Consider the following 13,828-nt stretch of genomic DNA (forward strand, 5'->3'; position numbering starts at 1 on the left):
TAAAAATCCATTGGCTTTAGCCGAAACATAAAAAAGAAGCACTCTAATTAAAGAATGCTTCCTGTTAATTTATTTAATAAACCCTCTGTTTCTCAATAAAGGTTTGATATCCGGATCGTGTCCTGTAAAATCTCTGAATGCCTGGTTCAGGTCTACAGAATTTCCTACAGAAAGAATATATTTTCTGAAACGGTCACCATTTTCTCTGGTTAACCCTCCATTCTTACTGATCCATTCCCATGCATCGTTATCCAAAGTTTCAGACCATAAATAAGCATAGTATCCTGCAGAATATCCGCCTCCCCAGATATGGGCAAAATAAGGAGTGTGATATCTCGGCGGAACCGTTGCCAAATTGAATCCATGGCTTGCCAAAGACTGTTTTTCAAAATCTAAAACAGGAATAAACTGACTTTCATTGCTTACTGTATGCCAATCCATATCAAGTTCAGCTGCAGAAACCAATTCAGTAGTCATATAACCCTGGTTGAAAGTAGATGCTTTTTTAATCTTGTCTACCAAAGCCTGCGGAATAGGCTGTTTTGTTTCATAATGTACTGCATAATTCTTCAGAACAACAGGATCTAAAGCCCAGTGCTCATTGATCTGAGATGGAAATTCCACAAAGTCTCTCGGTACATTTGTCCCCGAAAGTGAAGGGTATTTCTGGCTGGCAAACATTCCGTGAATAGAGTGACCAAATTCATGGAAGATGGTTGACACATCATCATAGCTTATTAATGAAGGTTTTCCCGGAGCCGGCTTCTGATAATTGTAACAGTTAACGATTACAGGCTTTGTTCCCAGTAAATAAGACTGTTCTACAAAATTACTCATCCATGCACCACCATTTTTAGAATCTCTTGTATAGAAATCCAGGTAGTAAATGGCAATAGATTTCCCATCATGATCGAAAACCTCATACGTTACTACATCAGGATGGTAAACAGGAAGATCTGTTCTCTTTTTGAAAGTCAGTCCGTAGAATTTTTCAGCGGCAAAGAAAACTCCTTTTTCAAGAACGGTTGTAATTTCAAAATAAGGTTTTATTTCACTTTCATCAAGATCAAACTTAGCTTTTCTTACCTGTTCAGCATAGAAATTCCAGTCCCATGGTTCTACCTTGAAACCTCCTTTCTGCTGGTCGATAAGATCCTGGATATCTTTTGCTTCACGTCTTGCAGTTTCCACTGCCGGAGTAGCAATCTGGTTCATCAGTTTCGTGGCAGCTTCAGGTGTTTTTGCCATCTGATCCTGAAGTTTCCATTCAGCGAAGTTTTTCTTTCCTAAGATCTGAGCTTTCTTCAATCTCAGTTTGGCAAGTTGTTCTATCGTTGATCTTGTATCATTAGCATCACCTTTTTCAGCTCTTGTCCACGAAGCTTTGAATAGCTTTTCTCTGGTAGCTCTGTTTTTTAAATTTTGTAAAAGAGGCTGCTGTGTGGTATTTTGTAAAGCCAGAAGATATTTTCCCGGTTGACCTGCTGTTTTGGCATCAGCTGCTGCTGCAGCAATTTCATCAGCAGAAAGTCCATCCAGTTCTTTTGCATCGGAAAAGAAAACTCCACCCTGCTTTCTTGCTTCCAGTAATTTATTGGAATATTGGGTAGAAAGAGAAGCCAGTTCCTGGTTGAGCTGCTTTAATTTTTCTTTATCCGCTGCAGAAAGATTAGCACCTGCAATTTCAAAGTTCTGCTTATAATATTGTACCAGTCTTTTGCTTTCGGAATCAAGACCATCTTCTTTGATGGATTGTATTCTTTTATAAAGATTTTCATTCAGGTACAGTTTGTCAGAATGTGCGGCAAAAATAGGAGCATATTCTTCATCTAAAGTCTGTAATGTAGGATTCGTATTAGCACTGGTAAGATTTGAAAATACAATTTGTGCTCTTCTCAGTACTTCACCGCTTTTTTCCAATGCCACGATGGTATTTTCAAAAGTAGGGGCAGCCGGATTATTGGCAATTTTTATAATTTCAGCTTCATGCTGCTTTAAACCGTAGTTAAAAGCAGGTTTGAAGTGCTCATTTTTAATTTTGTCAAACTCTGGAGCTTCGTACTGAAGCTTGCTCTTCTTCATAAAAGGATTTGAAGATAAAGAGGGATCAGGTGCTGGAAGCTCCTGTTGAATATCGGTCTGTTTCATTGTAGTACAAGATTGATTGAACGCCAAGGCAGAAATTAATAATACCGATGAAATATTCTTCATAAATATAGTTGTTATTAAACCATAAAGATATTAAAAACTTGTATCATAGAATATATTTTGGCAAATGTATTTCTTTAAGCCATTTTGCGGGTATTCTACAATGAATCAGTTAAGTAGCTGAAGACCTGAAAAGTCTTTCCAAATAATCTCTCTTGCAGACTATTACAGTATTTTCAAATGTAATGTAATATTTTTTATAAATTAGTTGTTATTTAAATAAAGAAATCAACAAAAAATTAACAAAAGGAATAAGCATGAAAACAAGGACTTTATTTATTTTTTCAGCCTTAGTGGCTTTAGCCTCATGTAATGATAAACATGAGAACAGAAACAGAGACAGAGAAGAAGACAGGGGTAATTGGGTAGAGAAGGTAGTGAGCAAGGAAAGCGGCCCGATACAGCATAAAGAATTTAATGGAGATTTTGATGAAATTCAGGTTTCACAGGCTATTGAAGCAGAGGTTATAAAATCTGAAACAGAAAGAGTAGAAATCTCAGCACCTCAAAGTATCATTGATGAAATTCTTGTAGATAATGATGGTGGAAAATTACATATTCATTATAAGCCGGGGATCAGAGTGATGAATATCAGCAAAGTAACAGCGAAGATCTATGCAAAAGACTTTAAGAAACTCCTTGCCGATTCAGCAGCGAGAATTGTTGTAAAAGATAAATTTACTCAGGAGAAAGCAGAGATCGAAGCATCAAGTGCAGGAAGTATTTCCGGAGATCTCGAAGCTAATGATATGGATATCAATGTAAGCAGCAGCAGTAGTTTTGATGGAAAAATATGGGCGGTAAACCTTGATGTTGAATCTTCATCAGGATCAACCCTGGATCTTTCAGGAAAAGCAAAAAAAGTAGAGATAAGTGCTTCTTCGGGAAGCAGTGTTTCAGCTAAAAATGTTATTGCTGAGGATGTAGAAGCAGATGCTTCCAGTGGAGCAAGTGTTCACATAAGTGCTGTTTCCAGTGTGAAAGCAGGTGCTTCATCCGGTGGAAGTGTGGATATCTCGAAAAAAGGTGAGCTTAAGAATGTGATAAAAGAAGAAAGCAGCGGAGGAAGCGTAAACATCCAGTAAATTAATCCTGAGATTCTTCCTCATCTTCTTCATCAACTGATGAGGATCCTTCCCAGTTTTTATTATCAAAATTAAGATTATCATAAGCCAATAAATCCTCCTCTCGCTGGAGGATTTCTTTTGTGGTAAACAGAGTAATATCTTCATCATTTTCCTTCATTTTTGCCAGCTTCCTGATTGATGCTTTATCAATAGCCATAAATCTTTGGCCAAGACGTCTTGCGGCATATTTTCTCATTCCGGTTTCATGAAGTACATCTACAGCCATATCTACTGCTGTTCCCAGTGTTTCACGGTAGATGTGATTGACCCCGCTGTTCAGATAATCATAAGCATCAATTCTGTTTTTTGCTCTTACAAAAATTTTCACATTGGGATAATGTTCACGGACAAGTTCTGCAATAAATTTATTATCATCCGGATCATCCAGGCATAAAACCAGAATTTCAGCATCTTCAATTCCTGCAGCTCTTAAAATAGGAATCCTGGTAGCGTCCCCATAATATACTTTAAAACCATAGCTTCTGAGCAGTTTCACACGGTCGGAATCCCGGTCCAAAACCGTAGCGGATATTTTATTGGCTTTTAAAAGACGTCCTACAGTACTTCCAAAATGCCCAAAACCTACAATAATAATTTTCTTTTGAGCAACATCGCTATCGAGAATATTATAATCATGATCTGTCTCGGGAATTTCTTTAATGAATTTTGGAGTAATCAGTCTGTCATTGATGATAAGCAGGATAGGAGTAATACACATCGTAATTGCTGTTACCGCCATCATTTGGGCATTCATCTCCGGGCCTAAAAGATAAAGATCCGAGGCATAATTAAGCAGTACAAATGCAAATTCCCCGACCTGAGAAAGAGCAAATGCATAAAAAAGACTTTGGGGAGTATCTATCCTGAAAAATTTTCCAATGGCATATAAAACCACAAACTTTACGGCCAGCACGGCAAAAACAGTACTGAAGATAAATAAGGGATCTTTCTGAATAATATTAAAATTAATGGTTGATCCTACGCTGACGAAAAAGACAGCCAGTAAAAGCCCTTTGAACGGATCAATCTGCGCTTCCAGCTCATGGCGGAATTCACTGTTGGCAAGCATTACTCCTGCCAGGAAAGCACCCAAAGCAGGTGAAAGGCCAATCACCACCATTAGCTCTGATACACCAATAACAAGAAATAGCGAAGAAGCAGTCAGGAGTTCTGTCATTCCCGATTTTGAAACATAACGCAGGAAAGGAACAAAGACATATCTACCCAGCAGAATAAGCAATGCAACTCCAAAAATTACAGTTCCGGCCTGAAGCCATTCCGGAAGTTTTTGAATCAGAATCTGGATTTCATTGTCATGATGTTTGGCTTTATAATTGGCTAGAATAGGCAATATTGCTAAAATGGGAATCACTGAAATATCCTGAAACAGAAGGGTAGAAAATGAAGCTTCTCCGGCGGTAGTTTTGAGATTGTTTTTTTCCTGTAAAGTCTGCAGAACAATGGCAGTAGAAGATAATGCAAAACACATGGCAATGGCAATCGCTTTGTCTACTCTCCAGCCTACGCTTGTGAATACCAGGAAAAGCAGAAGAATGGTAAGAGCCATCTGAGATAGTCCAAGGCCCATTATTTTCTTTCTCATTTCCCAGAACTTACGGGGCTCCAGTTCTAATCCTACCAAAAATAAAAGCATGATAACGCCAAATTCGCTGGCATGCATAATATCATTGACATTGTTTCCTGTAAGTTTAAGGACATAAGGCCCTATAAGGATTCCTCCCAGAATATAACCGATTACAGAACTCAACCCTAATTTCCTTGCCAATGGAACCATGATAATGGCTACACCGAGGAAAATTAATGTGTTCATCGCTAAGCTGGATTCCATATGCTATTGATTGAGTAGTTCTGTGAATTCTTTTTTATGTAAAATAATTTCTTTTTTAGAGAGCTTGTTAGCTTCGTATACGATTTTAATATGCTTAATATCTGCTTTGAAAACCCTTAATGAAACAATAAGCCCGCTGATCAGTTCATCTATGGTATATTGATAGGTTCCTGTTTTACTGAAAGATCTTTCTTTTCCTCCAGTCGTTATCAGGATATAGACTTCTTTGCCTTCCAGGGGATTAAGTTCACCTTCTTTCAGCCAGTCTCTGTCGAAAACTTCATCAATCCATAATCTGAGGAGTGGCGGCATGCCGAACCATATCAGGGGAAACTGGAAGATAAAACGCTCATAGTTTTTAAGGCGTTTTCTTTCCCGGAAAGCAGCGATATGAAAGTCGGGGTATTCTTCGTAAAGATCTCTCAGGGTATAATGCTGGTGTCGAACGTAGAAATTGATGAGCTCTACATTCGAATTGGAGTGCTCCAGATAAGGGTGTGCAAATACTACCAGCGTCTTCTTCATAATCCTGTTTTCCGTAAATATAGTGAAAAAATATTGAATAAAAGGTGGTTTTTATGAGGTTTTATTAACTTTTTAACACCTAAATGTCAATTTAATATTAATAAAAGGTAAAGAATCGATGTTATTTTAGATTTTTAAATAAAAAAATCAGATCATAATGATCTGATTTTATATCAATTTTGAAATGTTAATTTTTACCAACCTCCGGATGCACCGCCTCCTCCAAAACTTCCACCGCCGCCGAAACCTCCAAAGCCGCCGCCACCGCCGCCAGAACTTCCTCCGCCAAAGCCGCCTCCTCCGAAGCTGCCAGGGAATGGGAAGAAACCACCGGGATAATTTCTGCGTCCTCTTCTGGTGATGATCACATCATCATCGTCGTCATTATTTCCACCACTCCCGCCGCCTCTGTTACCAAATAAGATAGCAATGATGATGAAAATAATAAAAGCTATGATAAGAACTTTAAAGGCACTTCCATTGCCGGAAGGAGCCGTGGTAGCTACAGGTTTGAATTTCCCCTCAACAGCTTCCATAATCGCTGAGGTTCCACCGTTGATCCCTTCATACCAAAGTCCCTTCTTAAAATTTGGGGTAACAATATAATCTAAGATCTGTCCGGCTACTGAAGCGGTAAGGTATTGTTCTACAGCACGTCCCTGCTGTATAGACATCGTTCTGTCTTCCGTTGCAATAAGAAAGACAACTCCGTTATCAACTCCTTTTTTTCCGATTTTCCATTTCTCGCCAAACATGGTTGCCAGAAAGTTGACATCTTCTCCTTTGGTGGATCGGATAATTACTACTTCGATTTCTGTTGAGGTAGAATCTGCAAACTTGATCAGTTTATGATTAAGTGCATCTTTTTCCTGCTGAGAAAGCAATCCGGCTTCATCAAAAACAGGATACAGCACTGCAGGTTTTTCGGGAATGGTGTATTGTGCTGATACAAAAGTGTAAAAGCAGAGTAGTAAAAATGAAAATACTATTTTAAGAGAACGTAATTTCATTTGGGAGTTGGTTTGGGTTTTCTCCTTCTACAGGAAAATGTTTTTTGAGTTCAAGTCCTGTTTCCAGGATGGCACTTTTCAGGGCCTGATGATAATTTCCTTTGGCAAATTCGGCGGTGATATAATCGTGAAGATGATCCCAGTAAGATTGTTTTACTTTTTCATGAATGCCGATATCTCCAATGATGGTAAGATATTTCTGTTCAAAGTTGACATGGAAAAGCACGGCATTTCTGTCTGCAGTTTTATCCATAGCCAGTTTTTTGAAAACTTCAAATGCTGTCTTGGCATCCCGGTTTTCAGTATTGGAATCAATATGCACTCTGATCTCTCCTGTAGAATGATCTTCCGCAGACTGAATCGCTTCCACAAGGGAAGCGATCTGTTGATTTGTTAGGAAATTACCCATTATTATTTGAATACTTCAGGGGCTTTCTGAGCACCTGCATCAGCTTTGAAATAAGGTTTTTCTTTGAAATTGGTGAAATTCGCCAGAATATTATTCGGGAAAGTCTTGATGGAAGTATTATAATCCTTTGCAGCATCATTATAATAAACAGTTTCAGTTCTGATACTGTTTTCGATCGCAGTGTATTCTCTTTGGAAATTGATATACTGCTGGTCAGCTTTTAAGTTAGGATAAGACTCTACCACGGCCATCAATCTGCTTAATGCACCGGATAATTCTCCCTGTGCTGCCTGGAATTTAGCCAGATCAGCTTCGGTCATATTCGTAGGATCAATATTGATAGAAGTCGCTTTGGAACGGGCTTCCACAACCTGAGTTAAAGTTTCCTGCTCAAATTTTGAATACGATTTTACAGTTCTTTCCAGGTTAGGAATGAGGTTCGCTCTTTTCTGATATACAGTCTCTACATTAGACCATTTTGCATTCACAGTCTGTTCTTTGTTCACAAAATTGTTATAGCCGCTTTTTCCCCAGAAGAATAAAACAGCAACAATAATAAGGAGGGCGATACCAATGGTTCCTGCACCCAGACATCCTTTATTTTTCATAGTTTATTTTTTTAAATTTTTTGTGCTAACCAAATATACAAATTATGTGCTAATTTTGTAAAAAATTATTTGAATGACAACAATAGTGGTGGCAATGGGAGAGAAAAATGAAATTGGTTTTGAAAACCAGTTGCTTTGGCATCTTCCCAAAGATTTGAAACATTTTAAAGATATTACTTCCGGGCATCCTGTAATCATGGGTAGAAAAACCTATGAAAGTATTGGGAAAGCCCTTCCGAACCGTACCAACATTGTTGTGTCAAGAAAGAAAGACTGGTTCGAAGAAGGAATTCTTATCGTAGGAAGCATTAAAGAAGCATTGAAATTTGCTAAAAAAATTGATGAAGAAGTTTTTGTAATTGGTGGTGGAAACATCTACGAGCAGACTATGGATGTTGTGGACAGGCTTGAAGTGACTTTGGTGAAAGCAGATCTTCAGGCTGATACATTCTTTCCTAAAATAGATCCGAAAATCTGGAGAATGACCAACGAAATCTGCCATGAGAAAGATGAAAAGAATGGCTATGATTTCTGTTTCCAGACGTTTGAAAAAATCAAAAACGAAGCGTAGAACCAATAGTCAGTTTTTGTTTCGCAAAGTAAATCGTGAATTTCTTGCAGTTCCAAAGTTAATAAACGCAGCGAATTGACCATTCACCATTGACTTTTTGAACTTTAAGCCCTAAATTTATTATCTTTGCACTTCTAAAATTTAATAATGAATAAATACATAAAAATTGCAGTAGCAGCAGTCCTTATTTTACTGGGACTTTATATGATGTTCTTCACGAGAAATCTTGGGTGGGGTATTGTTGTTTTCCTATTGGCTGCATTTCCGATCTTACTATTCTTTAAAAACGAATATATCTTGTTGGCATTCTGGCAATTGAGAAAACAAAATATGGAGAAAGCCGGAGAATGGTTATCCAAAATAACAGATTATAAAGGACAGCTTCATAAGACTCAATACGGATATTTCCATTATTTATCAGGATTGACACAAGCTCAGGATCATCCTGCAAAAGTAGAACCTTTCATGAAAAAAGCATTGGAATATGGTTTGAATATGAAACACGACAGAGCAATGGCTACTTTAAATCTTGCAGCAGCCGCTATTTCTAAAGGAAGAAAACAGGAAGGGCAGAAATTGCTGGAAGAAGCAAAAAGACTGGACAGTGCAGGAATGATGACCGATCAGATCAAAATGATGAAAGATCAGTTGAAAATGCCAACCATGCAGAAGCATATGCATAACCCGAATATGAGAAACAGAGGAAAATTCTTCTAGTCAACCTAACATATACTATAAAAGTCCTGAATTTTCAGGACTTTTTTGTTTTTTAATATTGGATTTAAATGGGTTTAAATTACATTTCCGAATTATTATGGTCGTAGCCATAAAATTTAGGCATCTGCCAGTGGTATTTTACAGCAAGTGTCCGTATGGCAACAATAAGGAGAATGGTGAGAATCTGTACAAAAGTATAGGAAAGTACAGAATATTTGGTCATTAACAGAAATACTGCTCCTCCCACAATACAGGCTGTAGCATAAATTTCCTTTCTGAAAATCAAAGGAATCCTGTTGAGTAATATATCTCTGATAATACCACCGAAACAACCCGTAATCGTTCCCAATGCAATACAGATCATGGGATGGATTCCTGCATTCAAACCTTTTTGTACACCAATTATGGTAAATAATCCGAGCCCGAAGCTGTCGAAGATAAATAAAGTTACTTTAAAGTTTTTTTCAAGAGATTTGAAAATCATTGAAAAAATACTGGTCACCAGAATCAGGGTACACATCAGAATATCATGCATCCAGAAAACAGGGATGTCAAGCAGCAGGTCTCTTACAGTTCCTCCTCCTACAGAAGTTACAAATGCAATAATAAGCACCCCGAACGGATCAAGCCGTTTCTGCATCGCTGCAAAACTTCCCGACATGGAAAAGGCAATGGTCCCAAGGACTTCTATTGCAAAATTGAACTGTTCGTGCATATATAATTATAAATGATTGTTGATAAATGATAATTGATGAATGATTTCTGCTTAAGCAAATTCTTGGCCATTATATCAATTATCATTTATCGCTCATCAATTATATTTTTTTACCGCTCCACTCTCACGGATTCAGGAACCAGTAGTTCGTATTCACCTCCATGGTTAAGGATTTCTCTTACAATACTGCTGCTGATGAAAGATTTTCCGGAAGAAGTCAGTAAGAATACTGTTTCCAGTTTTTTGTGGGCTAAAGTTCTGTTGGTATGGGCAATTGCTTTTTCAAACTCGAAATCAGCCGGATTCCTCAGTCCTCTGATGATGTATTGTGCGTTTTTTTCAAAACAGTAATCAACGGTTAGCCCTTCAAAATAATCTACTTCCACATTGGGGAATTCTGCAACAGAATTCTGGATAAATTCCATTCTTTTTTCAAGAGGGAACATATATTTTTTCTGAGAGTTTTGCCCGATAGCGATAATTAATTTATCAAATAGCGGTGCCGCTCTTTCTATAATATCGTAATGTCCTAGTGTAATCGGATCAAAAGACCCTGGGAAAACAGCAATTTTCATGTTGTACGAGTTATGATTTTGAGTCGTGAATAACAGGTGAAGTTTTAAGTTGATTTTACTTCTGACCTGTCATTTCTAACCTTTGATTATTTATTAAGTGCTTTTTCTACTTCATTTCCACACAGATCCATAATGGAAATTCCATAATGTTTTGCCTGTTGAGGAAGAATACTTGCAGGAGAGAATCCAGGGTTCGTATTCATTTCCAACATATAAGGAATTCCGTTCATCAGAATGTATTCACTTCTTGAAAAACCACTCATTCCTAAAGAATTATAAGCTCTTTTCGCAATTTCTTCCACTCTTTTTGTGGTTTCTTCATCAATTCTTGCAGGTGTAATTTCTTCTGAAGCTCCTTCGTATTTTGCTTCATAATCGAAAAACTCATTGGTAGGAACAATTTCTGTAATTCCTAATACAATTGTTTCGCCTTTAAAATCAATAACTCCTACGGAAACTTCCATACCGTCAAGGAAGCTCTCTATCAGGATTTCATTATCTTCTTTGAATGCAATTTCAGTAGCTGCAATCAGTTCAGATTTTTCTTTTACTTTAGAAATTCCCAGTGAAGATCCGGATTGGTTAGGTTTTACAAATAATGGAAGGTTGAGTTCTGATACAATTTCGTCCACATTGATGTCTTCACCTTTTCTTAAATAAATACTTTTAGCAGATGGAATTCCGTATTTTGACAATACGGCAAGAGTGTCTTTTTTATTGAAAGTAAGGGCACTCTGGTAAAAATCACAACCTGTATATTTTTGACCGATGGCATCCCAGTATGCCTGAAGGATTCCGTTCTCTCCGGGAGTTCCGTGGATGATATTGAAACAAACATCAAATTTTAAAGTTTCTCCATTATCTAAAGTCACAGAAAAATCTCCTCTGTTGATGGCATATTTTGTATCATTTTCACCTAAAAAATACCATTCATCTTTAAGGACTACTACTTTATATACGTCATAGAGATTTCTGTCTAAAGAATCATAAATCAATTGTCCGCTTTTTAAAGAAACAACATATTCATCAGAATAGCCTCCCATTACTACGGCAACACTTTTTTTATTCATAACCATATAGTATCAATTAAGGCAAATTTAATCATTTTATGTAATGCAATACGGGAAATCGGCAAATTTTAAAATCAAAAATGAATTGTGTTAAATAAAAAGTCCATTCTAAAATTATTAGCTATATTTGCGGTTATAATTAAAGTATTTTTAAGTATGCTTAAATCACTTTTCAATTGGAAAGTTTTACTGAATTTAGTAGTAGCCATCGGTGTTTTCGTTGGGCTGGTATGGCTCACATTTCGCTGGTTGGAGTACCATACTAACCACGGTCAGGAAATTCCTGTTCCCAATATTGTAAATAAATCGGTACATGATGCCGTTAAAATATTAGATGATACAGGGCTGGAATATGAAGTAGACAGTGCCAATTACGACCCGAAATACAGACCATTCCAGGTATTGCAGGTATATCCTGCACCAGGTTCCCGTGTAAAAGACGGAAGAACCGTAACGCTTAAAGTAAATCCGAGAACATGGGCTCCTATTGCGGTGCCGAATGTAATTAATAAATATTCCGGACTGGCATTCCAGAGATTGGATCAGGTAGGACTTAAAATCGGTGATACAATTTATGAGCCTAGTATTCAGAAAGATGCTCTTTTAAGAATATTATATAAAGGTAATGCTGTGAACCCAGGTACCCGTTTACCAAGATTCTCTACGATTGATGTTGTGGTAGGTTCCGGGCCGATGAGAAATATCTCTATTCCGAATGTTGTGGGACTTACAGTAAAAGAAGCAAGAGCAGTAATTACCAAGAGTATGTTTGAGGTAGGGCTGGTAGAGCACGAAGATGGAAGTAAAGATGAATCTGATATTATTTATTATCAGGACCCTGCTTCCGGAGATGTTCGTGATCAGGGAATGCAGATTGACCTTTGGGCGAGTAAGAAAACTCCCGCAGAATTAAGAGCAAAAGTAGAGCAGTTGAATTCTATCTATCGTATGAAAGTGGATACTTCACTTCCTCCGGTACGATATGAAGAAGTGCACAATGAGCCAAGTTATGAAGCTCCCGTAGTACCAACTCCGGCTCCAAGAAGGGAGACACCAAAACCTGAAGTACCGAAAACTGAGACTCCAAAGCCTCAGACAACAACTTCTAAACCTGCAGGTCAAAGTACAGAGAAGCCTAAAACTTCTACCACTACTCCTGCGACAGGAAGTACAGCTAAACCAGCTGCTTCAACAACAACACAGCAGCCTGCCCAAAAGCCGAAAGCTAAGAAGGTTGTCGTAGAATAAGATCAGATTAATATCAAAAATACAGGCTTCAACTGCAAAATGTTGAAGCCTTTTGTGTAAAAAAAATAAAACAATGTCAGAAGATAACGAAGATTTTTTAGATGAAGAATTATTAGATTCCAACAGTATTGAAAATATCGATATTGACGAGGAAAATAAGGGTTTGTATGAACATCTTAATATCACTGTTGACAGTAAGCAGGAACCCTTAAGAATAGATAAGTTCCTATTAATATACAGACAGAATTCTTCAAGAAATAAAATTTCACAGACCTGCAGAGCCGGAAATGTGATAGTGAATGGAACTGCAGTAAAGCAGAATTACCGTGTAAAACCGGGAGATCAGATTTCAGTGTTGCTTACCCATCCTCCAAGAGAGAATGTTATTATTCCACAAGATATTCCTGTGAAAATCGTTTATGAAGATGATGATCTTGTAGTAGTGGATAAGGAAGCGGGAATGGTGGTACATCCAGGGTTTGGAAACTGGGATGGAACATTGGTAAATGCTCTGGCTTTTCATTTTGAAAAGAACGGTGAAAAATCTGATCTTGACAGAGTAGGGCTTGTCCACAGAATTGATAAAGATACATCAGGGCTATTGGTGATTGCCAAGAATGAATATGCATTGAGTTTCCTGGCAAAGCAATTCTTTAACCGAACTACAAAGAGACTCTACTGGGCTTTTGTGTGGGGCAATATGCAGGACGAAGAAGGTACCATCAGAGGGCATATCGGAAGGCATCCTAAGAATAGAATGCAGATGTCTGTTTATGAAGATGGCAGCCAGGGTAAACATGCAGTAACCCATTATAAAGTTCTTGAAAGATTCAAATATATGACGTGGGTGGAATGTAAACTGGAGACGGGAAGAACCCATCAGATTAGAGCGCATTTCAGACATATCGGTCATACTTTGTTTAATGATGAAAGATATGAAGGACATACGCCTTTAAGAGGGGTAAATCTTCCAAAATACAAGCAGTTTATTAAAAATGTTTTTGAAATTTTGCCAAGACATGCCCTTCATGCACATACCCTAGGATTTATGCACCCAACAACAAAAAAGGAATTATATTTTGAGAGCCCAATGCCCAAAGATATGGCGGATGCTGTAAAAAAATGGAGAAATTATTTAGAAAACTAAAAATATATTGAGATTTTTTTTATATTTGTTGAATTGAAATCAAGATTTG

Annotated in this window: 14 protein-coding genes; 5 read left to right on the forward strand and 9 right to left on the reverse strand. The window is 37.6% G+C overall.

Annotation, left to right across the window (positions count from 1 at the left end):
- Positions 1-69: 69 nt before the first annotated feature.
- Positions 70-2,211 (reverse strand): M3 family metallopeptidase, encoded by a 2,142-nt coding sequence (locus FB551_RS18740; RefSeq protein ID WP_142018548.1) that lies wholly within the window; start codon positions 2,209-2,211, stop codon positions 70-72.
- A gap of 254 nt (positions 2,212-2,465) precedes the next feature.
- Here FB551_RS18740 and FB551_RS18745 point away from each other — a divergent pair, with 254 nt between their 5' ends.
- Complete coding sequence (locus FB551_RS18745; protein ID WP_142018549.1) at positions 2,466-3,293, forward strand: head GIN domain-containing protein; 828 nt, start codon at positions 2,466-2,468, stop codon at positions 3,291-3,293.
- 1 nt (position 3,294) lies between these two features.
- On the opposite strand, the gene FB551_RS18750 is transcribed toward FB551_RS18745, so the two are convergent.
- The 5 genes from FB551_RS18750 to FB551_RS18770 all read right to left on the reverse strand — a co-directional run bounded on the left by FB551_RS18750 (position 3,295) and on the right by FB551_RS18770 (position 7,736).
- Positions 3,295-5,184 (reverse strand): monovalent cation:proton antiporter-2 (CPA2) family protein, encoded by a 1,890-nt coding sequence (locus tag FB551_RS18750; RefSeq protein ID WP_142018550.1) that lies wholly within the window; start codon positions 5,182-5,184, stop codon positions 3,295-3,297.
- Between the two features lie 3 nt (positions 5,185-5,187).
- A complete protein-coding gene (locus tag FB551_RS18755) occupies positions 5,188-5,709 on the reverse strand; it encodes an NAD(P)H-dependent oxidoreductase (protein ID WP_142018551.1) in 522 nt (173 codons plus the stop codon).
- Positions 5,710-5,903: 194 nt separating this feature from the next.
- Entirely contained in the window at positions 5,904-6,719 is an 816-nt protein-coding gene (locus FB551_RS18760) for a TPM domain-containing protein (RefSeq protein ID WP_142018552.1), read from the reverse strand.
- Complete coding sequence (locus FB551_RS18765; RefSeq protein ID WP_185150224.1) at positions 6,700-7,128, reverse strand: TPM domain-containing protein; 429 nt, start codon at positions 7,126-7,128, stop codon at positions 6,700-6,702. Before FB551_RS18765 ends, FB551_RS18760 begins: the two co-directional genes overlap by 20 nt.
- 2 nt (positions 7,129-7,130) lie before the next feature.
- Positions 7,131-7,736: a LemA family protein gene (locus FB551_RS18770; RefSeq protein ID WP_047428498.1), complete on the reverse strand. Its 606-nt coding sequence runs from the start codon at positions 7,734-7,736 to the stop codon at positions 7,131-7,133.
- Positions 7,737-7,809: 73 nt separating this feature from the next.
- Between FB551_RS18770 and FB551_RS18775 the strand changes: the two genes are divergently transcribed.
- The gene (locus FB551_RS18775) at positions 7,810-8,307 is read left to right on the forward strand and encodes a dihydrofolate reductase (protein WP_142018554.1); all 498 of its coding nucleotides are present in this window, start codon (positions 7,810-7,812) and stop codon (positions 8,305-8,307) included.
- A 147-nt stretch (positions 8,308-8,454) separates the two neighbouring features.
- Positions 8,455-9,024: a membrane protein gene (locus FB551_RS18780; protein ID WP_047428490.1), complete on the forward strand. Its 570-nt coding sequence runs from the start codon at positions 8,455-8,457 to the stop codon at positions 9,022-9,024.
- Positions 9,025-9,103: 79 nt separating this feature from the next.
- Here FB551_RS18780 and FB551_RS18785 read toward each other — a convergent pair whose 3' ends face one another.
- From FB551_RS18785 to FB551_RS18795, 3 genes are all read right to left on the reverse strand, one after another.
- Entirely contained in the window at positions 9,104-9,739 is a 636-nt protein-coding gene (locus tag FB551_RS18785) for a trimeric intracellular cation channel family protein (RefSeq protein WP_047428487.1), read from the reverse strand.
- Positions 9,740-9,849: 110 nt separating this feature from the next.
- Positions 9,850-10,314 carry a pantetheine-phosphate adenylyltransferase gene (coaD, locus tag FB551_RS18790; RefSeq protein ID WP_047428484.1) on the reverse strand — a complete coding sequence of 155 codons (465 nt, stop codon included), beginning with the start codon at positions 10,312-10,314 and terminating at the stop codon, positions 9,850-9,852.
- Between the two features lie 86 nt (positions 10,315-10,400).
- Entirely contained in the window at positions 10,401-11,384 is a 984-nt protein-coding gene (locus FB551_RS18795) for a D-alanine--D-alanine ligase (protein ID WP_142018555.1), read from the reverse strand.
- 156 nt (positions 11,385-11,540) lie between these two features.
- Between FB551_RS18795 and FB551_RS18800 the strand changes: the two genes are divergently transcribed.
- Together FB551_RS18800 and FB551_RS18805 are read left to right on the forward strand one after the other, a co-directional pair.
- Positions 11,541-12,632, forward strand: coding sequence for a PASTA domain-containing protein (locus FB551_RS18800; protein ID WP_047428481.1), 1,092 nt, complete (start codon positions 11,541-11,543; stop codon positions 12,630-12,632).
- Between the two features lie 73 nt (positions 12,633-12,705).
- Positions 12,706-13,779 (forward strand): RluA family pseudouridine synthase, encoded by a 1,074-nt coding sequence (locus FB551_RS18805; protein ID WP_185150225.1) that lies wholly within the window; start codon positions 12,706-12,708, stop codon positions 13,777-13,779.
- Positions 13,780-13,828 lie beyond the last annotated feature (49 nt).

The sequence above is a fragment of the Chryseobacterium aquifrigidense genome (genome assembly GCF_006716485.1).
In the GTDB taxonomy this organism is placed as follows: Bacteria; Bacteroidota; Bacteroidia; order Flavobacteriales; family Weeksellaceae; genus Chryseobacterium; species Chryseobacterium vietnamense.